This window comes from Stenotrophomonas sp. WZN-1 (genome assembly GCF_002192255.1).
GTDB lineage: Bacteria > Pseudomonadota > Gammaproteobacteria > Xanthomonadales > Xanthomonadaceae > Stenotrophomonas.
In genome coordinates, this window is sequence record NZ_CP021768.1 from 1,257,863 (window position 1) to 1,278,664 (window position 20,802).

Sequence of the window (20,802 nt, forward strand, 5' to 3'; positions counted from 1 at the left end):
GGATCAATCCTTGGCCGGCACGGCGGCGGCCGCTGCCTGGTCGGGAACCACGCGGATCAGGCCTTCCTGCGCGGTGCTGGCCACCAGCACGCCATTGCGGGTGAAGAACTGGCCGCGGGCCAGGCCGCGCGAATCCTGCGCGCTGGGGCTGTCCAGCGAGTACAGCAGCCAGTCGTCGGCGCGGAACGGGCGGTGGAACCAGATCGCGTGGTCGAGCGAGGCCATCTGCACGTGCGGGTGGTAGTAGCTGATGCCGTGCGGGAAGGTTGCAGTGCCCAGCAGGTGGAAGTCGGAGGCGTAGGCCAGCAGCGCCTGGTGCAGCTCCGGCGCATCTCCGACCGGCTCGCTCAGGCGCAGCCACACCTGGTGGTACGGCGGGCGCTTGGGTGGGTTCAGTTCGTCACGCGGGTAGACGTGGCGGAACTCGAACGGGCCGCCGCGCGACAGCCAGCGTTGCACCTTGATCGGCAGGCGTTCCAGTACTTCGGCCGGCAGCGGCCGGTTCGGTTCGATGTCTTCCGGCTGCGGCACTTCGGGCATCTTGTGCTGGTGCTCGGCGCCGGTCTCGGCCTGCTGGAACGAGGCCGCGCAGAAGAAGATCACCTTGCCGTGCTGGATCGCGGTGACCCGGCGCACCGAGAAGCTGCCGCCGTCGCGGGTACGGTCCACGTCGTAGACGATCGGGTGGTCGATGTTGCCGGCGCGCAGGAAGTAAGCGTGCAGCGAGTGCACGTGGCGGCCGTTGTCGACCGTGGCCTGGGCTGCGGCCAGCGCCTGGCCCAGCACCTGCCCGCCGAACACGTACTTGGTGCCGATGTCGCGGCTCTGCCCGCGGAACAGGTTGTCCTCCAGCCGCTCCAGCGTGAGCAGGTCGATCAGCTCGGAGACGACGGGTTCGGGCGTGTCGTTCAAGGGGGCGGCCACAGCAGTGAAAGTGGGCCTGATTATACCGGTGCAGCCCGGCCCATCATCGGTAGTGCCGGCCAGCGGCCGGCACTACCGGTTTACTTGCCGAGGCGGGCCACCAGTGCCTGCAGCGCGTTCTGCGCATCCGGGGCGAACCAGGCCTCGACGAAACGGTCGAGCTGGATCAGGTCCGGCTGCAGCGCCACGTGCAGGTCCGCACGGGCAATCGCACGGGTCAGCAGCATCGGCTGGCGCGGCTGCTTGAGCAGGTTCTGCAGCCAGGCCACGGCACGCGCCACCACCAGGTCGCCTTCGGCCAGCTCGTCCACAAGGCCGATCTGCACCGCCTGTTCGGCCGGTACCAGCGAACCGGTGGTCAGCAGGACGCCGGCGCGGTGCACGCCCACCGCACGGCGCAGCAGGCGCTGGATGCCCTCCGGTGCGATCAGGCCCACCTGCACCTCGTTCAGGCCGATGGCATACGGCCGCGACGGGTCAGCGCTGCGCGCCATTACCCGGTAGTCGCAGCACAGGGCCAGTACGCAGCCACCCGCCGGGGCGTGGCCGGTGATCGCCGCGACCACCGGGATGCGGCTCTCGGCCAGTGTGCGCACGGCGCCAAAGAAGGCGTTCCAGGTGTCCAACAGCTTGTGCTTGTCATCGCCGTGCGAGAGCAGGTGTGGCACGTCCATGCCGCCGGTGAAGATGCGCTCGCTGCCCGACAGTACGATGCCATGCGCGTCTTCGGCCATGGCCAGCTCGATGGCATGGATCAACTGCCGGCACAGTTCGGTGTCCAGTGCGTTGACCGGCGGCCGCGCCAGGCGCAGTTCGCGGATGGGGCCATGGTTGATCACCTCGATGAGCGTCGTCATGCTGCGGTCTCGTTGCGAAGAAGGAACCCGGGCGATGATAACCAAACCATTCGTTGGCGTACTGTTGGTTCTGTGTGCGGCCGCAGCATGGGCCTCCGCCGCGGAATCTGGCTGCGTCACGGTGGAGCAGGGTTGGGCGCGGCTGCCACCGAATCCGGCGATGCCGATGACCGCCGGCTATGGCGTGATCCACAACGGCTGCAGCAAGGCGGTGGCGATTACCGGCGCGACCAGCAGCAGCTTCGATGATGTGTCGCTGCACGAGACCACGATCGCGGATGGGGTCAGCCGGATGCGCGCAATCGAGCGACTGCCGCTGGCGCCGGGTGCACGTGCCGAGCTCAAGCCCGGCGGCCTGCACCTGATGTTGATGCAGGGCAAAGGTGCGCTGAAGGAGGGGCAGGTGGTGCCGCTACGGCTGCAGCTGGACGGCGGTGGCGAAGCGAGCGCGACGCTGACGGTGCGCAAGGCCGCCCCGTGATGCACTGCCCGTTCCGCCAGGCATGGCCACCGGATCATCATCGGTAGCGCCGGGCCATGCCCGGCGAGCGCGCAGTGCGGCGGGTCTTACGTCCAGTCGTACGAGAACAGCACCGTGCGGCTTTCCGGCTCGTACAGCATCACGATCGCGTCGGCGCCGGTCGCGCACCAGTTGTAGCCGGCCACCTCGGCCACCGCGAAGAACGCGTTGCCATCGCGGCGGATGATTGCCAGCTCCGCATCATCCGGTGCATGCCGGTCGTTGGCGGCATCGGTGAATTCCAGGGTGAAGGCGTTCGGGATGTCAGCCGTCTCGATCCAGTTGCCGCAGGAAATCTGTCCGCCCAGCGTGTCCAGGTAATCGCGCTCGCTTGCCTCACCCTTGCCGTAGCGCGAGTAGCAGGCGAGGCGGCCATGGGTGGCATGGTAATCGCGGGCCTTGGCGTAGCTGTCGCGCATCTGCGCGATGTGCTCCTGCGCGTCCTTGTCCTGCGCCGCATCGCCAATGAAATAGCCCTCGTTGCCGAGGAAGCGCATCTCGTTGCCGGCGGTCAGTTCGAAGGCGATCCAGTTGGTGCCGGTGAAATCGTTGTGGTGCTCTTCGGTGGTCTCGCCGATGCAGCCGTCGTAGGGTTCGATCGGGCACAGCATCGTCGCCACCTGGCCGGCCAGTTCCGGGCGCAGCACGCCCAGGTCGATCTTCAGCAGCGGCAGCAGGTGCTGGCCGAGCCAGGCCTGATCGGCGGGAAAGACGTCAGTGGGGAAGGGGACCATGCCGGGCAGCAGGTCGCTCAGTTCAGTCTGGTGGATCATGTCAGTCCTTTGAACGAGAACGGTAGCGCCGGGCCATGCCCGGCGGGGCCAATGCCGACCAAGGTCGGCATCTACCGAGGACGCGTCAGGTCGACGCGCTGCGGATTGCGTCCGGCAGCGGCGCGCTCCTGCCGGTCTGCGTATCCATCCACACCACCACCACGTTGCCGTCCGAGTACAGCTTCGACTCATCCTGCTGGTCGACGATGCGGTGGCCGATGGTCACGCTGCTGTTGCCCAGGCGCTCGACGAACAGTTCCACCAGGATGTCGTTGGGCCACACGATCGGCAGCCGGTAGTTGACGTTGGTCGCGGCCACCACCGGTGCGATGCGGTCGGTCATCGATACGCCGTCCACGCCCAGCATCCAGCGCACGCGCGCTTCCTCCAGGTAGGAAATGTACTTGGCGTTGTTGACGTGGCCCATGCTGTCCATGTCACGCCAGCGCACGCTGATCGGGATGCGGGCCAGGATCTTGTGTTCGCTGCTCATCAGGCGTCCTTCTTCTTCGTCGTGCTCTTGCTGGCCTTGCCGGTGCTCTTGGCGGCCACGGCCTTCTTCGCCACCTTGGTAGGCTTTTCAGGCTTCACCTTGCGCGGCGGACGCGCATCGGGCTTGTTGGCCACGGCGGCCGGCTGATCGGGGCGCGCGCTGGTGGACGGCAGCATGCGCGCAAGGAACTGGCCGGTGTACGACTGTGGGCAGGCCGCCACGTCTTCCGGCGTGCCGGTGACCAGGATGGTGCCACCGCGGTGGCCGCCTTCCGGACCCAGGTCGACGATCCAGTCGGCGGTCTTGATCACATCCAGGTTGTGTTCGATCACCACCACCGTGTTGCCTTCGTCGCGCAGCTTGTGCAGCACGCCCAGCAGCGCTTCGATGTCGTGGAAGTGCAGGCCGGTGGTCGGTTCGTCGAGGATGTACAGGGTGCGGCCGGTATCGCGGCGCGACAGTTCCTTGGACAGCTTCACACGCTGTGCTTCACCACCGGACAGCGTGGTCGCGCTCTGGCCCAGCTTGATGTAGCTCAGGCCGACGTCGACCAGCGTTTCCAGCTTGCGTGCGATCGACGGCACCGGCTCGAACAGCTTCAGTGCATCCTCGACGGTCATTTCCAGCACGTCGTTGATGTTGAAGCCCTTGTACAGGATCTCCAGCGTTTCGCGGTTGTAGCGCTTGCCATGGCAGACATCGCACGGCACGTACACGTCCGGCAGGAAGTGCATCTCGACCTTGATCAGGCCGTCGCCCTGGCAGGCTTCGCAGCGGCCACCGCGCACGTTGAAGCTGAAACGGCCCGGCGAGTAGCCGCGCGCACGCGCTTCGGGCACCTGCGCGAACAGTTCGCGCAGGGGGGTGAACAGGCCGGTGTAGGTGGCCGGGTTCGAACGCGGGGTGCGGCCGATCGGCGACTGGTCGATGTCCACCACCTTGTCGAACAGGTCCAGGCCATCGATCTCCTTGTACGGGGCGATCGGGTGCGAGGAACCGTTGATCTCGTTGGCGGCCAGCGAGAACAGGGTGTCGTTGATCAGGGTCGACTTGCCGGAGCCGGACACACCGGTCACGCAGGTCAGCAGGCCCGACGGAATCGCCAGGTCCACGCCCTTGAGGTTGTTGCCGCTGGCCCCGCGCAGGTGCAGGGTCATCTTCGGGTTCGGCTTGTGCCGGCGCGCGGGGATCTCGATCGCGCGCTTGCCCGACAGGTACTGGCCGGTCAGCGAGCGCGGTGCCTCCAGGATGTCCTGCAGGGTGCCCTGGCCGACGATCTCGCCGCCGTGCACGCCCGCGCCCGGGCCGATGTCCAGCACGTGGTCGGCCAGGCGGATCGCATCCTCGTCATGCTCGACCACGATCACCGTGTTGCCGAGGTCGCGCAGGCGGGTAAGGGTGCCGAGCAGGCGCTCGTTGTCGCGCTGGTGCAGGCCGATCGACGGCTCGTCGAGCACGTACATCACGCCGACCAGGCCGGCACCGATCTGGCTGGCCAGGCGGATGCGCTGTGCCTCGCCACCGGACAGGGTGTCGGCCTTGCGCTCCAGGGTCAGGTAATCCAGGCCCACATCGACCAGGAAGCCGAGGCGCTCACCGATTTCCTTGACGATCTTCGCGGCGATCTCGCCACGCCAGCCTGGCAGGCTCAGTTCGCTGAAGAACTTCAGCGCCTCGTCGATCGGCAGCACCACCAGCTCCGGCAGCGGGCGGTCGGCCACGAACACGTTGCGGGCCGCCTTGTTCAGGCGCGCGCCATGGCATTCCGGGCACGGCTGTTCGCTGATGTACTTGGACAGCTCCTCGCGCACCGCCGGCGATTCGGTTTCCTTGTAGCGGCGCTCGAGGTTGGGAATGATGCCTTCGAAGCGGTGCTTGCGCTGGGTGCGGCCACCGGCTTCGGTGAAGTAGGTGAAGGTGATCGCTTCATCGCCACTGCCGTACAGCACGGCCTGCTGCACGTTCTGCGGCAGCGAGTTCCACGTCGCGTCGACATCGAACCTGTAGTGCTTGGCCAGCGAGGCGATCAGCTGGAAGTAGTAGGCGTTGCGGCGATCCCAGCCGCGCACCGCACCGGCGGCCAGCGACAGCTCGGGGTGCACCACCACGCGCGAAGGATCGAAGAATTCGGCCATGCCCAGGCCATCGCAGCCCGGGCAGGCGCCCATCGGCGCGTTGAACGAGAACAGGCGCGGTTCCAGCTCCGGCAGCGAGTAATCGCAGACCGGGCAGGAGTACTTGGAGGAGAACAGGGTCGGCGCGGTCTCGGCCGTGTCCAGGCTCTGCACCGAGGCCATGCCGTCGCCGAGTTTCAGCGCGGTCTCGAAACTCTCGGCCAGGCGCTGCTTGATGTCCTCGCGCGGGCGGAAGCGGTCGATCACCGCCTCGATGGTGTGCTTCTGGCGCAGTGCAAGCGGCGGCACCGCATCGATTTCATGCAGCTCGCCATCCACGCGCACGCGCACGAAGCCCTGCGCGCGCAGCTGGTCGAACACCTGCGCGTGCTCGCCCTTGCGGTCGCGGATGACCGGGGCCAGCAGCATGTAGCGCTGTTCCGGGTCCAGGGTCAGTACCTGGTCGACCATCTGGCTGACCGTCTGCGCTTCCAGCGGATAGCCGTGGTCCGGGCAGCGCGGGGTGCCGACGCGGGCGTACAGCAGGCGCAGGTAATCGTAGATCTCGGTGATCGTGCCGACGGTCGAACGCGGGTTGTGCGAGGTCGACTTCTGCTCGATCGAGATTGCCGGGGACAGGCCCTCGATGTGGTCCAGGTCCGGCTTTTCCATCACGCTCAGGAACTGGCGTGCGTAGGCCGACAGCGACTCGACGTAGCGGCGCTGGCCTTCTGCATAGATGGTGTCGAACGCCAGCGAGGACTTGCCCGAGCCGGACAGGCCGGTGATCACGATCAGCTTGTCGCGGGGCAGGTCGAGGTCGAGGTTCTTCAGGTTGTGCGTCCGCGCGCCGCGGATGCGGATGAAATCCATCGCCATGGGGGATCCGGTTGTGGGGGCGTTGGCTGGGTGCCGGGCCAGCAGGGAACGGCAATCGGTCAGCCTACCGAGGTGACCAGATGGGGGCAATGGGCGACAATGCCAGCCCGGTGTCTCACCTTGTGAGACGGGCCGTCAGGCAGGGGTCAGCTCCCTTTTCACGGGGTGAAAAGGCATCTGGCCCCGTTCCGGTGCCGTCCCCCCGCGGCGTTCAGGGGTTGACTTGACCCGCGCCCGCTGATCTGCGTACAATCCCGCTCCTGTCCGCCCTCGATGGCGGCAGCTCAGACCACAATAACTACAGAGGAAGGCCTGGTCATGTACGCAGTACTGGTCACCGGCGGTAAGCAATACCGCGTGGCGCAGGGCGAAAAGCTCCGCATTGAAAAGCTCGAAGTCGAAGTCGGCAGCGAGATCAAGTTTGACAACATCCTGATGCTGGGTGACAGCGACGGCGTGAAGCTGGGCGATGCGCTGAAGGGCGCTGCCGTCACCGCCAAGGTCCTGTCCCAGGGTCGTGCTGACAAGGTCCGGATCATCAAGTTCCGTCGCCGCAAGCACCACATGAAGCGTCAGGGTCACCGTCAGTACTACACCGAAATCGAGATCACCGGCATCGCCGGCTAAGCATCAGGAGAAGCAGTCATGGCACATAAAAAGGGCGTAGGCTCCTCGCGCAACGGTCGCGACTCCAACCCGAAGTACCTGGGCGTCAAGATCTTCGGCGGCCAGGCCATCGAGGCCGGCAACATCATCGTGCGTCAGCGCGGCACCCAGTTCCACCCGGGTTCGGGCGTTGGCCTGGGCCGTGACCACACCCTGTTCGCCCTCGTGGACGGCAAGGTGGAGTTCTCGGTCAAGGGCGCCAAGAAGCGTCGCACCGTCAGCATCGTCTCGGCCGACGCCTGATCCAGGCATCGCCGGCACCCGTGCCCCGGCATGGGAGTGCTGCATGAAGAGCCCCGCTTCGGCGGGGCTTTTCGTTAGAGTGGACGCAAGACCGGCCAGGCCGGGCTGCCGGCCATCGGCAGGCATAACATTCAAGGCGGCGGCCGGCAGGCCACGCCCATCGCAGGCATCGAAACAATGAAACTGGTAGACGAAGCAGAAATCGAAGTGTTCGCCGGCAACGGCGGCAACGGCTGCATTGGCTTCCGTCGCGAGAAGTTCATTCCGCTCGGCGGCCCGGACGGCGGCGACGGCGGTGCGGGCGGCAGCGTGTACATCCGCGCCGACGAAAACCTGAATACCCTGGTCGACTTCCGCCATGACCGCATCTTCAAGGCGCAGCGTGGCGAGAACGGCATGGGCCGCCAGGCCTATGGCAAGGGCGGCGAAGATCTGACCATCACCGTGCCGGTCGGTACCGTGGTCATCAACGTCGCCACCGATGAAGTCATCGGCGACCTGACCCAGCACAACGACCGTCTGCTGGTGGCCAAGGGTGGCCGCGGCGGCCTGGGCAACATGCACTTCAAGAGCTCGACCAACCGCTCGCCGCGCCAGGCGCTGCCGGGCGAGCCGGGCGAAGAGCGCACGCTGAAGCTGGAGCTGAAGCTGCTGGCCGATGTCGGCCTGCTGGGCTTCCCCAACGCCGGCAAGAGCACCCTGATCCGTGCCGTTTCGGCGGCAACGCCGAAGGTGGCCGATTACCCGTTCACCACGCTGTACCCGAACCTGGGTGTGGTGAAGGTGGAGAACTACCGCAGCTTCGTGATCGCCGACATTCCGGGCCTGATCGAAGGCGCGGCGGACGGCGCCGGCCTTGGTGCGCAGTTCCTGCGCCACCTGCAGCGCACCCGCCTGCTGCTGCATCTTGTGGACATCTCGCCGATGGAAGGTGGCGTGGAAGGCATTTCGCCGGTCGAGCAGGTGCGTGCGATCGAGCGCGAGCTGGAGAAGCACGATCCGGAGCTGCTGAACAAGCCGCGCTGGCTGGTGCTGAACAAGGCTGACCTGATGTTCGAGGACGAAGCGCAGGCGGCGGCCGAGCAGATCGTCGCCGAGCTGGGCTGGAAGGAGCCGTGGTTCCTGGTTTCCGCGCTGGGCCGCGAAGGTACCTTCCCGATCATGAGCCGGATCATGGCCTTCTTCGATCGCCAGAAGGAAGATGAGCTGGAGGCCCGCAACGCGCAGTAATGCTGTTGTGGTTCCGTGCGAAAAACCCGGCTTCGGCCGGGTTTTTCGTTTCCTGGTAGTGCCCGCCGCTGGCCGGCAGTTCGCTGGGGTTGCCGGCCAGCGGCCGGCACTACCGGGTCGCGCGGACCCGGTGGATCGCCAGGATCGCAGGCAACAAAAAACCCGGCCGGGGCCGGGTTTTTGTCTGCAGCCCAACCCCGAGGGGCAGGGCGGCAACGCCGGATCAGGCGGCCTTGAGGGCCTTGATGCGGTCGTTCAGGCGGCTCTTGTGGCGAGCAGCCTTGTTCTTGTGGATCAGGCCACGCGCGCTGAAGCGATCCAGGATCGGCTGGGCAACGGCGAAGGCGGCTTCGGCGCCGGCGGCATCGTTGGCGTCCAGCGCCTTGATCACTTTCTTGACAGCGGTGCGCAGCATCGAGCGCTGAGCCACGTTGCGCGCGTTGCGCACGACGGTCTGCTTGGCGCGCTTCTTGGCGGACTTGATATTGGCCACGGTGGTGGTTTCCTGAAAAAATCGGTGTTATGGGAACAGCAAGCTAGCTAGTATGATGGCGTAAGAAATGCACGTCAAGTCGATTGTCAAGAGGGACGCTGAGTGAGTTCACCCAAGTTGTTGCGGGGCCTGCTGTCGTTCAGCAGCATGACCATGGTCTCGCGCGTTCTCGGACTTGTCCGGGACTTCGTGGTGACCACCACGTTCGGCACCAACGCCATCACTGATGCTTTCTGGGTCGCCTTCAGGGTACCCAATTTCCTGCGCCGGTTGTTCGCTGAAGGGTCTTTCGCCACCGCTTTCGTGCCGGTGTTCACAGAAGTGAAGGAAACCCGCAGCCATGCCGAGCTGCGCGAACTGATGGCCCGGACCGCCGGCACCCTGGGCGGGGTGCTGATGCTGGTCACCGCACTGGCGCTGATCTTCGCGCCGCAGCTGGCCTCGGTCTTCTCAAGCGGTGTTGATACGGATCCGGTGAAGCAGGGCCTGCTGGTCGACCTGTTCCGCCTGACCTTTCCGTTCCTGCTGTTCGTCTCGCTGACCGCACTGGCCGGCGGCGCGCTCAACAGCTTCCAGCGCTTCGCGATGCCGGCGCTGACCCCGGTCATCCTCAACCTGTGCATGATCGCCGGCGCGCTGTGGCTGGCGCCGCAGCTGGGCGGCACCCCGGAAAAGCAGATCCTGGCGCTGGGCTGGGCGGTACTCGCCGCTGGCATCCTGCAGCTGCTGTTCCAGCTGCCGTCGCTGAAGGGCATCAACCTGCTGACCCTGCCGCGCTGGGGCTGGAGCCATCCGGGCGTGCGCAAGGTAATGACGCTGATGGTGCCGACCCTGTTCGGTTCGTCGGTGGCGCAGATCAACCTGCTGCTGGATACGGTGATCGCGGCCAAGCTGACCGACGGCTCGCAGTCGTGGCTGTCGCTGGCCGATCGCTTCCTGGAGCTGCCGCTCGGTGTGTTCGGCGTGGCGCTGGGCACGGTGATCCTGCCGGCGCTGGCCCGCCACCACGTCAGCACCGACCGCGAGGGTTTCTCGCGCTCGCTGGACTGGGGCCTGCGCATGACCCTGCTGATCTCGGTGCCGGCCATGCTGGGCCTGCTGCTGCTGGCCGAACCGCTGATTGCGACCATCTTCCAGCATGGCCAGTTCAGTGCCTTCGATACCCGCATGACCGCGCTGTCGGTGTACGGCCTCAGCTTCGGCCTGCCGGCGTTCGCCCTGCTGAAGGTGGTACTGCCGGCCTTCTACGCCCGCCAGGACACCAAGACCCCGGTGCGCGCCGGTGTGGCCGCGCTGGTGGCCAACATGGTGTTCAACTTCATCCTGCTGGCGGTGCTGTACCAGGTGATGGTGCCGGATGCGCTGAAGGCGCAGGGCGTGATGACGGCCATCGGCAAGCAGCCGGGCCTGCATCTGGCACTGGGCATCGCCAGTGCGCTGTCCAGTTACCTGAACCTGGGCCTGCTCTGGTACTGGCTGGGCAAGACCGATGTCTACCAGCGCCGGCCGGGCTGGGGCGGCTATCTGGTGCGCCTGCTGCTGGCCTGCGCGGCCATGGTTGGCGTGCTGCTGGCCCTGCTGCACTGGCTGCCGGGCTTCTCGGCGATGAGCGTGTGGGAGCGGATCGGTGCCCTGGCGCTGCTGGTCGGCGGCGGTGGCGCGACCTATGCGGTGGCCATGCTGGCGATGGGCTTCCGCCCGCGCGACCTGCGCGGGCATTGATCGCGGCCCGTGGCGGCTATACTTCAGGGTTACACCATTGAAGCGGCGGCCCCGGTCGGGCCGGAACGAGAGTTGATGAGCAGGCTGTTCAGAAGCGTCGAGGGCGGGGAGCTGTTCCCCAACGGAAGCGTGGTCTGTATCGGTGCATTCGACGGCCTCCACCTGGGCCATCGTGCGCTGGTCCGCCACGCGGTTGCCCGCGCGCGCGCCTTGGGCGTGGCCGCAGTGGCCGTGGCATTCGAGCCGCTGCCGCGTGAATTCTTCGCCCAGGGCACGCCGCCGCCGCGGCTGACCCTGGCGCGCAGCAAGGTCGAGATCCTGCGCGAGCTGGGCGTCGATGCGATCGGCCTGCTGCGTTTCGACGCGGCGATGGCGGCAATGCCGGCCGAGACCTTCGTGCGCCAGTTGCTGGTGCACCGGCTGGGCGCCCGCGAAGTGTGGATCGGGCCGGAGTTCTGCTTCGGCAACCGCCGCCGCGGTGATCTGGCCTTGCTGCAGAAGATGGGCGCCGAACTCGGCTTCAGCGCGGGCGAGATCGAAGCGGTGGACCTGCATGGCGAGCGCATTTCCAGCACCCGCATCCGCCAGCTGCTGCAGGAGGGCGATTTCGCCCGCGCCAACGATTTGCTCGGCCGCCCCTACGCGATCAGCGGGCGGGTGGTGCGCGGGCGCCAGCTCGGCCGTACGCTGGGCTTCCCCACCGCCAACCTGCGCTTCCCGAAGACCCCGGCACTGTCGGGCATCTACGCGACCTGGGTGCACGGCGTGTTCGACCAGCCCTGGCCTTCGGTGTCCAGCTTCGGTACACGGCCGACCGTGGAGGGCGTGGAGCCGCTGCTGGAAGCCCACCTGTTTGATTTCCAGGGCGACCTGTACGGGCGCCACATCGACGTGGAGTTCGTCGCCAAGCTGCGCGACGAAGAGAAATTCAATGATCTGGCGGCCCTGACCGACCAGATGCACCGCGACGCCGAACAGGCGCGCGCCATCCTTTCCGAACATAGATTGCGAGCCACTGCGTGAGCCAGGACTACAAGACCACCCTGAACCTGCCAGCCACCGAATTCCCGATGCGCGGCGACCTGCCCAAGCGCGAGCCGGGCATTCTGGCGCGGTGGGAAGAGCAGGGGCTCTACCAGCAGCTGCGCGACAACGCCGCCGGCCGCCCGCTGTTCGTGCTGCACGACGGCCCGCCGTACGCCAACGGCCGCATCCACCTGGGCCACGCGGTCAACAAGATCCTGAAGGACATCATCGTCAAGTCGCGCTACCTGGCCGGCTTCGATGCGCCCTACGTGCCGGGCTGGGACTGCCATGGCCTGCCGATCGAGATCGCGGTCGAGAAGAAGTGGGGCAAGGTCGGCACCAAGCTCGACGCCGTCGAATTCCGCCAGAAGTGCCGCGAGTTCGCCGAAGAGCAGATCAACATCCAGCGCGTGGACTTCAAGCGCCTGGGCGTGACCGGTGACTGGGACAACCCGTACAAGACCCTGAGCTTCGATTTCGAAGCCAACGAGATCCGCGCGCTGGCCAAGGTCGTGGCCAACGGCCATCTGGTACGTGGCGCCAAGCCAGTGTACTGGTGCTTCGACTGTGGCTCGGCGCTGGCCGAAGCCGAGATCGAATACCAGGAAAAGGAATCGCCGGCGATCGACGTGGCCTACGCCGCGCGCGACGCGCAGGCCATCGGCCAGGCGTTCGGCGTGAGCGTGCCGGCCGACGTCGAAGTGGCCGTGCCGATCTGGACCACCACCCCGTGGACGCTGCCGGCCTCGCTGGCGGTGTCGCTGGGCGCAGAGATCAATTACGTACTGGCCGAGGGCCCGGCGCACAACGGCAAGCGCCGTTGGCTGGTGCTGGCCGCGGCCCTGGCCGAGCGCGCACTGCAGCGCTACGGCGTGGACGAAGTGGTGCTGCACGGTGAAACCACCGGCGCGGCGCTGGAGAACCAGCTGCTGGCGCACCCGTTCTACCCGGAGCGCGAGATCCTGGTGCTCAATGGCGACCATGTGTCCGACGAGGACGGTACCGGTGCGGTGCACACCGCCCCCGGCCACGGCCAGGAAGACTTCGTGGTCAGCCAGAAGTACGGCTTGCTGGACAAGTACAACGCCGGCCAGGTGACCCCGATCGACGGCCGTGGCGTGTACCTGGAATCGACCCCGCCGGCCGGTGACGTGGTGCTGGCTGGCCAGCACCTGTGGAAGGCGCAGGAGGCCATCGTCGGCGTGCTGCGCGACAACGGTTCGCTGCTGGCCTTCCACCCGATCCGCCACAGCTACCCGCACTGCTGGCGCCACAAGACGCCGGTGGTGTTCCGCGCCACCCCGCAGTGGTTCATCTCGATGGACAAGGCCAACCTGCGCAACGATGCGCTGGCCGCCATCGACACCGTCGGCTGGTTCCCGACCTGGGGCAAGGCGCGCATCCAGAGCATGGTCGACGGTCGCCCGGACTGGACCATCTCGCGCCAGCGCACCTGGGGCGTGCCGATCGCACTGTTCACCCACCGCCAGACCGGCGAGATCCATCCGCGCTCGGTGGAGCTGATGCAGCAGGTTGCCGACCGCGTCGAAGCCGAAGGCATCGACGTGTGGTACTCGCTGGATGCCGCCGAACTGCTGGGCGCCGAAGCGGCCGACTACGAGAAGGTCACCGACATCCTCGACGTCTGGTTCGATTCGGGCGTGACCCATGAAGGCGTGCTCGCCGCGCGTGGCTTCGGCAAGCCGGCCGACCTGTACCTGGAAGGTTCGGACCAGCACCGCGGCTGGTTCCAGTCCTCGCTGCTGACCGGCGTGGCGATCGACGAGCGCGCGCCGTACAAGCAGTGCCTGACCCACGGCTTCACCGTGGACGAGCACGGCCGCAAGATGTCCAAGTCGCTGGGCAACGGCATCGAGCCGCAGGACATCATGAACAAGCTGGGCGCGGACATCCTGCGCCTGTGGATCGCCTCGGCCGACTACAGCAACGAGATGTCGCTGTCGCAGGAGATCCTCAAGCGCAACGCCGACGCCTACCGTCGCCTGCGCAACACCGCGCGCTTCCTGCTCGGCAACCTGGACGGCTTCGATCCGGCCCAGCACCTGCAACCGCTCGACCAGATGGTCGCGCTGGACCGCTGGATCGTGCATCGCGCGTGGGAGCTGCAGGAGAAGATCAAAGCGGCCTACGACGGCTACAACATGGCCGAGATCGTGCAGCTGCTGCTGAACTTCTGCAGCGTGGACCTGGGCTCGCTGTACCTGGACGTGACCAAGGACCGCCTGTACACGATGCCGACTGATTCCAGCGGTCGCCGTTCGGCACAGAGTGCGATGTACCACATCGCCGAAGCATTCACCCGCTGGGTTGCGCCGATCCTGACCTTCACCGCCGACGAGCTGTGGGGCTACCTGCCGGGCGAGCATGCCGGGCACGTGCTGTTCACCACCTGGTATGACGGCCTTGCGCCGCTGCCGGCCGATGCCCAGCTCAACGCCGCTGACTTCGACCAGCTGCTGGCCGTGCGCGAGCAGGTGGCCAAGGTGCTCGAGCCGATGCGTGCCAACGGCGCCATCGGTGCCGCGCTGGAAGCGGAAATCACCATCGCCGCCAGTGAAGAGCAGGCCGCGCGTTGGCAGCCGCTGGCCGATGAACTGCGTTTCCTGTTCATCAGTGGCGACGTGCAGGTGCGCCCGGCGACCACCGACGAGGTGTTCGTCAGCGCCCAGCCGACCACCAAGGCCAAGTGCGTGCGCTGCTGGCACCACCGCGCCGACGTCGGCGGCAACGCCGACCATCCGGAACTGTGCGGCCGCTGCGTGAGCAACATCACCGGCGCCGGCGAACTGCGGAGCTGGTTCTGATGAGCGCCGCACGTCCGCATCCGAACGCCCTGGTCTGGCTGCTGCTGTCGGCCGCCATCATCGGTCTGGACCAGTGGTCCAAGGCCTGGGTGCTGTCGAGCCTGCCGGAGTTCCAGCCGGTGGTGGTCATCGACGGCTTCTGGAACTGGTACCGCACCTACAACACCGGTGCGGCGTTCAGTTTCCTGAGCGACGCCGGTGGCTGGCAGAAGTACTTCTTCACGGCGTTGGCGATCGCCATCAGCGGCCTGATGGCCTGGTGGCTGCGCGGCACGGCTCGCGGCAACTGGAAGGCCGCGGTGCCGTATGCGCTGATCATCGGCGGCGCCATCGGCAACGTGATCGACCGCCAGGTGCACGGCCACGTGGTCGATTTCATCCAGTGGTACGTGGGCAGCTATACCTGGCCCTCGTTCAACATCGCCGATTCGGCCATCGTGGTGGGTGCCATCGGCATCGCCCTGTTTGGCCTGTTCGACGGCAAGTCCGCCAAAAAGGCGGATAATGCCAACCCGAAACCGTAAGCCGGCCGCTGCCGGGAGATTGAACTGATGGATGTGCTGCTCGCCAACCCGCGTGGTTTCTGTGCCGGTGTCGATCGTGCGATCGAGATCGTCAAGCGCGCGATCGAAACGCTGGGCGCGCCCATCTACGTCCGCCATGAAGTGGTGCACAACCGCTTCGTGGTCGATGACCTGAAGCAGCGCGGCGCGATCTTCGTCGAGGAACTCGACGAAGTGCCGGACAACAACACGGTCATCTTCAGCGCGCATGGCGTGTCCCAGGCCGTGCGCCAGGAAGCCGAACGCCGTGGCCTGAAGGTGTTCGACGCCACCTGCCCGCTGGTGACCAAGGTCCACTTCGAAGTCGCGCGCCACTGCCGTGCCGGCCGTGACGTGGTGCTGATCGGCCACGCCGGTCACCCGGAAGTGGAAGGCACGATGGGCCAGTGGAACCGCGAAGCCGGTACCGGCCAGATCTACCTGGTGGAGGACGTGGAGCAGGTCGCCACGCTGGTGATCAATCAGCCCGAAAACTTCGCCTACACCACCCAGACCACGCTGTCGGTGGACGACACGCGCGGCATCATCGATGCACTGCGCGAGCGCTTCCCGGCGATGCAGGGCCCGAAGAACGACGACATCTGCTACGCCACGCAGAACCGCCAGGACGCCGTGCGCGACCTGGCAAAGCGCTGCGACCTGGTGCTGGTGGTTGGCTCGCCGAACAGCTCCAACTCCAACCGCTTGAGCGAGCTGGCCCGTCGTGAAGGCGTCGAGTCGTACCTGATCGACGGCGCGCATGAGATCGACCCGCAGTGGGTGGAAGGCAAGCAGCACATCGGCGTCACCGCCGGCGCCTCGGCACCGCAGGTGCTGGTCGATGGCGTGCTGGCGCGCCTGGCCGAGCTGGGCGCGACCGGCGTGGGCGAGCTGGACGGCGAACCGGAATCGATGGTGTTCGCGCTGCCGAAGGAACTGCGTCTGCGCCTGGTCGACTGACCGGGGAAGGCCTCATCCACGCATGGCGTGGATCTTCTGGAACCGCTCTGGTGGATGCAAACCAGCACAAGGTGGGTGCGAACCTTGGTTCGCATGCCTTTGGCATGCACGGATCGGCGCAACGCCCATGACCTTTGGCCATGGGGCCGGCCACCACACAGGCCTAGCATCGGAAGATTCTCCGTTGTTGGAAGTTGCCCGATGAAGACCCGAGCCTTGGCGATGTCATTGCTGTTTGCGCTGGCGGCCACGCCTGCACTGGCGCAGACCTCGCCACCGGCGAACGCGGCGGCTCCCGGCCTGCTGCGCATCGATGTGGACGCGCGTGACCTGGCCCGGCGCATCTTCAAGGTGACTGCCACCGTACCGGCCAAACCCGGCCCGATGACCCTGCTGTACCCGCAGTGGATTCCCGGCAACCATTCGCCCACCGGCCCGATCGACAAGCTGGCCGGCCTGCGCGTGACCGCCAACGGCAAGCCGCTGGCCTGGCAGCGTGACCAGTACAACGTCTATGCGTTCAAGGTGGACGTGCCCGAGGGCGTGAGCGAGATCGTCGCCCACTTCGATTTCCTGTCCTCGCAGGGCGGCAGCCAGGGCCGGGTGGTGATGACCCCGGAGATGCTCAACCTGCAGTGGAACGCCAACTCGCTGTACCCGGCCGGGGTGGATGCACGCAAACTGCAGGCGCAGGCCAGCGTGACCCTGCCCAAGGGCTGGTCGTTCGCCACTGCGCTGGAGACCGCGCGCCGCGATGGCGACACGGTGGTGTTCAAGCCGATCTCGTATGACCATCTGGTTGATTCACCGTTGTTCGCCGGCGAGCATTACCAGCGCATCGATCTCGATCCGGGTGCGAAGGTGCCGGTGCACCTCAATGTGTTCGCCGACGACGCCAAGTCACTGAAGCCGAGCGAGGCGCAGATCACCATGCACCGCGCGCTGGTGCAGCAGGCCGACAAGCTCTACGGTGCGCGTCACTACAACCACTATGAATTCCTGCTGGCGTTGACCGACCGCCTCGGCGGCATCGGCCTGGAGCATCATCGTTCCAGCGAGAACAGCGCCGATCCGGGCTACTTCACCGAGTGGGACAGCAATGCGTGGATGCGCGATCTGCTGCCGCATGAGTACACCCATTCCTGGAACGGCAAGTACCGTCGCGGCGCGGATCTCGCCACCGCCAACTTCAACACGCCGATGGGCGACAGCCTGCTGTGGGTCTACGAAGGCCAGACCCAGTTCTGGGGACAGGTGCTGGCGGCGCGCTCGGGCCTGTGGTCGACCGCGCAGGCGCGCGACATGCTGGCCAACGTGGCCGCGACCTATGATCGTGGCCGCCCGGGCCTGGCCTGGCGCCCGCTGCAGGACACCACCAACGACCCGACCATCGCGCAGCGCCGCACGCTGCCTTACCGCAACTACCAGATGAGCGAGGACTACTACTCCGGCGGCCAGATGCTGTGGCTGGAAGTGGAGGGCAAGCTGCGCGAACTGAGCAGCAACCGGCGCAGCCTGGATGATTTCGCACGCACCTTCTTCGGGGGCGGCAACGGCGACTGGGACGTCAATCCCTACACCTTCGACGACGTGGTCGCGACCTTGAACGGCATCGCGCCGTACGACTGGGCGACGTTCCTGCGCGGTCGCCTGGATGGCCATGGTTCGTTGACCGGAGGCCTGGAACTGGCCGGCTGGAAGCTGGTCTACCGCGATACTCCGAACGACGCCTACAAGGCGCAGGAAAAGCGCGCGAAGGCGGCGCTGCTGGCGTACTCGCTGGGCGCGACCGTGCTCGACAGCGGCGTGGTCGGCGACGTGATCTGGGACAGCCCGGCGTTCAATGCCGGACTGGCGCCGGGCATGAAGGTGATTGCCGTTGGTGGACGCGAGTACAGCAGCCAGCGCCTGAAGGATGCAGTGGCGGACGCAGCAAAGGACAAGGCACCGATCGTGCTGCTGGTGAAGCAGTTCGACCGCATCGAAACGATGAGCATCGCCTACCACGGTGGCCTGCAGTACCCGGTGCTGGAGCGTATCGCCGGCAAGCCTGACCGCCTTGCGGACCTGTGGAAGGCACGATGACGCCGCGCGCCCGCGATGGCGTGATCCTGCTGATGGCGACGCTCGCCATCATCGGCGCGTTCCTGCACGGTGATGGGCGCTGGCTGCATTGGCTGGCCAAGCCGACGACCACGCTGCTGATCGCTGCCATCGCCTGGCGCGTGCATGGTCCGGCGCAGCCGTTCTACCGCCGTGCGGTGCTGGCCGGCATGTTGCTGTCGTGCGTGGGCGACATCGCGCTGATGCTGCCGATGGATGCGTTCGTACCGGGGCTGGTCGCGTTCCTGCTGGCGCACCTCTGCTACATCGTGGCCTTCCGCGATGGCCTGCGTGCCGGGCGCGGCCTGCTCGCCGCCAGCGTCCTGCTCGGCGCGTTCGCCGTACTCAATGTACTTGGCCTGTGGCCGCACCTGCCCGCACCGATGCGTATTCCGGTGCTGGCGTACGTGGTGGTGCTGGCCTCGATGGCGGTGCTGGCGCTCGCACGCCAGTGGCGCCGGCCACAGCCCTCTGCCGTGGAAGGCAGCAGCGCGCGATGGGCGGCCGCCGGTGCGCTGCTGTTCGTCGCCAGCGATTCACTGCTCGCCTGGGACCGCTTCGCTGGTGGCCTGCCGCTGGCCAGCCTGCTGGTGCTGTCCACCTACTACGGCGCGCAGTACGCCATCGCCCGTTCGGTGAAATAGCAAAAGGGGACGGAGGGGATTAAGTCGCAGGCGGTCCAGTGGCATAAACGACTTAATCCCCTCCGTCCCCTTTTTTGTGTTGACTATCGGTGGCTCGTGCTGCGCAGGGCGCCCTGTGCGTCGAACGAGAGACGTGCGGACTGGCGGTCACCGGCGACCTCGTCTGGCAGCCAGACCAGAGTGCCACCCTTGCGCACGATCACATAGACGTGACCGACTTCACCCGGTGTGCCCATCAACGCGTTGCGCTGTGCCTGCAGCGCCTGGGCCACGCGTGGCACCGCCTCGAAATCGATGTTGGCCAGCGCCGTGCTGCTGCGGCGCAGGGTGATGGTGGGGGCGAAGCGCTGCGGATTGACCGGGTCGCCCTTGCGCCACTGGCCGCGTTCGAAGTGGTAGCTGTCCACGCGTGACCGTTGCTGCGGATCCACCAGGTCCAGATTGATCCGGCCGTCTTCGTAGAAGTGGATGCTGTGGAACACCGTCAACCGATGCCCAGCCAGCGCCGGCAGTTCCTCGAGCGCCTGGCGTGCGGCCAGCAGATGGTCGGCATCGAACAGGCGGTTGCTCCGCGCGGGAATCGGCGCAGGCTGCGGTCCGGAAGCCACAGTGACGCCGGGTGCAAGCGATGCGGGCTGTTCGCGCGGCGGCTGCGACGAAACGAAGGGCGGCAACCGATCGGCCTGCACGGAATGGCCCAGCGTTTCACCCAGCGTCTGCAGCGCACCACCGGCAACGGCGACGCCGGCCAGCACCAGCAGCACCACGGAGAACACCAGGCGGGTCGAGGGCGGCTGCTTCATACGCCCTCCAGGCGAACGTTGCCGCGATCTTCCGGGTCGTACAACAGCGTGACCTGCTCGCGGGGAAGGTTGGCCAGCTCGATCAGCGGGATGAAGCGGCGCACGCTCACCTGCTGCACGCTGCCTTCGCGGTCGGTGTACTCCAGCTGGAACTCCACCTGCGGCTGTTCGTTGAGGTAGGTGCCGGTCTGGCGCAGCTTCAGCACCTTCGCGTCCACGCCGATGCCGCGATACTTCAGCGCGTCACCGCGGGCGTCGGCCTGCAGCAGGCGACCGAGCAGGCGCAGGCCCAGCGCATAGCCGCACAACACCAGCGGACACACCAGCAGTGGATGGCCGAACGACAGGAAGGTCCAGCCCAGGCCTTCGCTCTGCAGGCGGTAGGCGAACACGTAGGCACTGGCAACCGCGACGATGCAGATGACCGCGCCGACACCACGACGCCAGAGGCTGGTGACATCCAGTTCTGGTTGCGCCCCCTCCAGCACCACATTGGGAAACGCGCCCGGTTCGCGGCTCAGGCGTACCTCGATGCGCTTACCGGCAACGAAGCGTTGCAGTTGCGGCTTGCTGTCGACCACCAGCATCTGTTCGCTGATCGGTGTACCGGACAGGTTCTGGAAGCGCAACTGCAGCTTCCACTGCGCGAAGCCACGCACATGCACGCCGGTCTGCCCGGCCTGTTCGATCAGGGCATCACGCGGCTCACCGTCGGCCAGGATCGAGCGCACCCGATGCAGGGCGCGCGGTGGGCCCAGCAGCAGGAAGTGCAGGAAGGCGAGCAGCAACGCCAGCCACAGGGCCAGCGACAGGGCAAGCAACAGCAGTGCCAGCCAGGGTGCGCTGCGGTCGGCCAGCTGCACCGGCCACGACGTGCCGAAGTAGAGAATGCAGGGGAAGGGCAACGCGAAGAACAGCAGGAACGCGCCCCAGAACCAGAGATAGGCCTTCATGGGGTGGTGGGGGACCGATGGAACAGGGCGCG

The 20,802-nt window shown here is 66.6% G+C and carries 19 protein-coding genes; 11 read left to right on the forward strand and 8 right to left on the reverse strand.

Translation table 11 applies throughout. The annotated features are described in order from the left end of the window. Positions 1-3 precede the first annotated feature (3 nt). Positions 4-912, reverse strand: a complete 909-nt coding sequence (tesB, locus tag CCR98_RS05915; protein ID WP_008265305.1) for an acyl-CoA thioesterase II — start codon at positions 910-912, stop codon at positions 4-6. A 92-nt stretch (positions 913-1,004) separates the two neighbouring features. Beyond that, positions 1,005-1,781: an enoyl-CoA hydratase/isomerase family protein gene (locus tag CCR98_RS05920; protein WP_087921878.1), complete on the reverse strand. Its 777-nt coding sequence runs from the start codon at positions 1,779-1,781 to the stop codon at positions 1,005-1,007. Between the two features lie 34 nt (positions 1,782-1,815). Here CCR98_RS05920 and CCR98_RS05925 point away from each other — a divergent pair, with 34 nt between their 5' ends. After that, a complete protein-coding gene (locus CCR98_RS05925) occupies positions 1,816-2,262 on the forward strand; it encodes a copper chaperone PCu(A)C (protein ID WP_087921879.1) in 447 nt (148 codons plus the stop codon). 86 nt (positions 2,263-2,348) lie between these two features. On the opposite strand, the gene CCR98_RS05930 is transcribed toward CCR98_RS05925, so the two are convergent. The 3 genes from CCR98_RS05930 to uvrA all read right to left on the reverse strand — a co-directional run bounded on the left by CCR98_RS05930 (position 2,349) and on the right by uvrA (position 6,560). Then, positions 2,349-3,074: an enolase gene (locus tag CCR98_RS05930; protein WP_087921880.1), complete on the reverse strand. Its 726-nt coding sequence runs from the start codon at positions 3,072-3,074 to the stop codon at positions 2,349-2,351. Positions 3,075-3,159: 85 nt separating this feature from the next. After that, positions 3,160-3,567 carry a thioesterase family protein gene (locus tag CCR98_RS05935; RefSeq protein ID WP_087921881.1) on the reverse strand — a complete coding sequence of 136 codons (408 nt, stop codon included), beginning with the start codon at positions 3,565-3,567 and terminating at the stop codon, positions 3,160-3,162. After that, positions 3,567-6,560, reverse strand: coding sequence for an excinuclease ABC subunit UvrA (uvrA, locus tag CCR98_RS05940; RefSeq protein WP_087921882.1), 2,994 nt, complete (start codon positions 6,558-6,560; stop codon positions 3,567-3,569). Before uvrA ends, CCR98_RS05935 begins: the two co-directional genes overlap by 1 nt. Before the next feature lie 318 nt (positions 6,561-6,878). Here uvrA and rplU point away from each other — a divergent pair, with 318 nt between their 5' ends. The 3 genes from rplU to cgtA all read left to right on the forward strand — a co-directional run bounded on the left by rplU (position 6,879) and on the right by cgtA (position 8,699). After that, a complete protein-coding gene (gene rplU, locus CCR98_RS05945; RefSeq protein WP_005408557.1) occupies positions 6,879-7,187 on the forward strand; it encodes a 50S ribosomal protein L21 in 309 nt (102 codons plus the stop codon). An 18-nt stretch (positions 7,188-7,205) separates the two neighbouring features. Then, positions 7,206-7,469 (forward strand): 50S ribosomal protein L27, encoded by a 264-nt coding sequence (rpmA, locus tag CCR98_RS05950; RefSeq protein WP_005415704.1) that lies wholly within the window; start codon positions 7,206-7,208, stop codon positions 7,467-7,469. Positions 7,470-7,646: 177 nt separating this feature from the next. Next, positions 7,647-8,699 (forward strand): Obg family GTPase CgtA, encoded by a 1,053-nt coding sequence (gene cgtA / locus CCR98_RS05955; protein WP_014036376.1) that lies wholly within the window; start codon positions 7,647-7,649, stop codon positions 8,697-8,699. Positions 8,700-8,922: 223 nt separating this feature from the next. Here cgtA and rpsT read toward each other — a convergent pair whose 3' ends face one another. After that, positions 8,923-9,192 (reverse strand): 30S ribosomal protein S20, encoded by a 270-nt coding sequence (gene rpsT / locus CCR98_RS05960; RefSeq protein WP_005408560.1) that lies wholly within the window; start codon positions 9,190-9,192, stop codon positions 8,923-8,925. A 117-nt stretch (positions 9,193-9,309) separates the two neighbouring features. Here rpsT and murJ point away from each other — a divergent pair, with 117 nt between their 5' ends. The 7 genes from murJ to CCR98_RS05995 all read left to right on the forward strand — a co-directional run bounded on the left by murJ (position 9,310) and on the right by CCR98_RS05995 (position 19,014). After that, the gene (murJ, locus tag CCR98_RS05965; RefSeq protein ID WP_087921883.1) at positions 9,310-10,914 is read left to right on the forward strand and encodes a murein biosynthesis integral membrane protein MurJ; all 1,605 of its coding nucleotides are present in this window, start codon (positions 9,310-9,312) and stop codon (positions 10,912-10,914) included. 75 nt (positions 10,915-10,989) lie between these two features. After that, positions 10,990-11,937: a bifunctional riboflavin kinase/FAD synthetase gene (locus tag CCR98_RS05970; protein WP_087921884.1), complete on the forward strand. Its 948-nt coding sequence runs from the start codon at positions 10,990-10,992 to the stop codon at positions 11,935-11,937. Then, complete coding sequence (gene ileS, locus CCR98_RS05975) at positions 11,934-14,765, forward strand: isoleucine--tRNA ligase (RefSeq protein ID WP_087921885.1); 2,832 nt, start codon at positions 11,934-11,936, stop codon at positions 14,763-14,765. The genes CCR98_RS05970 and ileS overlap by 4 nt, the downstream gene beginning before the upstream one ends. After that, the gene (gene lspA / locus CCR98_RS05980) at positions 14,765-15,289 is read left to right on the forward strand and encodes a signal peptidase II (protein WP_075675042.1); all 525 of its coding nucleotides are present in this window, start codon (positions 14,765-14,767) and stop codon (positions 15,287-15,289) included. Before ileS ends, lspA begins: the two co-directional genes overlap by 1 nt. Before the next feature lie 27 nt (positions 15,290-15,316). Next, positions 15,317-16,267: a 4-hydroxy-3-methylbut-2-enyl diphosphate reductase gene (gene ispH, locus CCR98_RS05985; RefSeq protein WP_087921886.1), complete on the forward strand. Its 951-nt coding sequence runs from the start codon at positions 15,317-15,319 to the stop codon at positions 16,265-16,267. A gap of 201 nt (positions 16,268-16,468) precedes the next feature. Next, positions 16,469-18,352, forward strand: a complete 1,884-nt coding sequence (locus CCR98_RS05990; protein WP_087921887.1) for a M61 family metallopeptidase — start codon at positions 16,469-16,471, stop codon at positions 18,350-18,352. Then, positions 18,349-19,014, forward strand: coding sequence for a lysoplasmalogenase (locus CCR98_RS05995; protein ID WP_087921888.1), 666 nt, complete (start codon positions 18,349-18,351; stop codon positions 19,012-19,014). Before CCR98_RS05990 ends, CCR98_RS05995 begins: the two co-directional genes overlap by 4 nt. 83 nt (positions 19,015-19,097) lie before the next feature. Here CCR98_RS05995 and CCR98_RS06000 read toward each other — a convergent pair whose 3' ends face one another. Beyond that, positions 19,098-19,817, reverse strand: coding sequence for a hypothetical protein (locus CCR98_RS06000; RefSeq protein ID WP_087921889.1), 720 nt, complete (start codon positions 19,815-19,817; stop codon positions 19,098-19,100). Next, complete coding sequence (locus CCR98_RS06005; RefSeq protein ID WP_087921890.1) at positions 19,814-20,770, reverse strand: hypothetical protein; 957 nt, start codon at positions 20,768-20,770, stop codon at positions 19,814-19,816. The genes CCR98_RS06000 and CCR98_RS06005 overlap by 4 nt, the downstream gene beginning before the upstream one ends. Positions 20,771-20,802 lie beyond the last annotated feature (32 nt).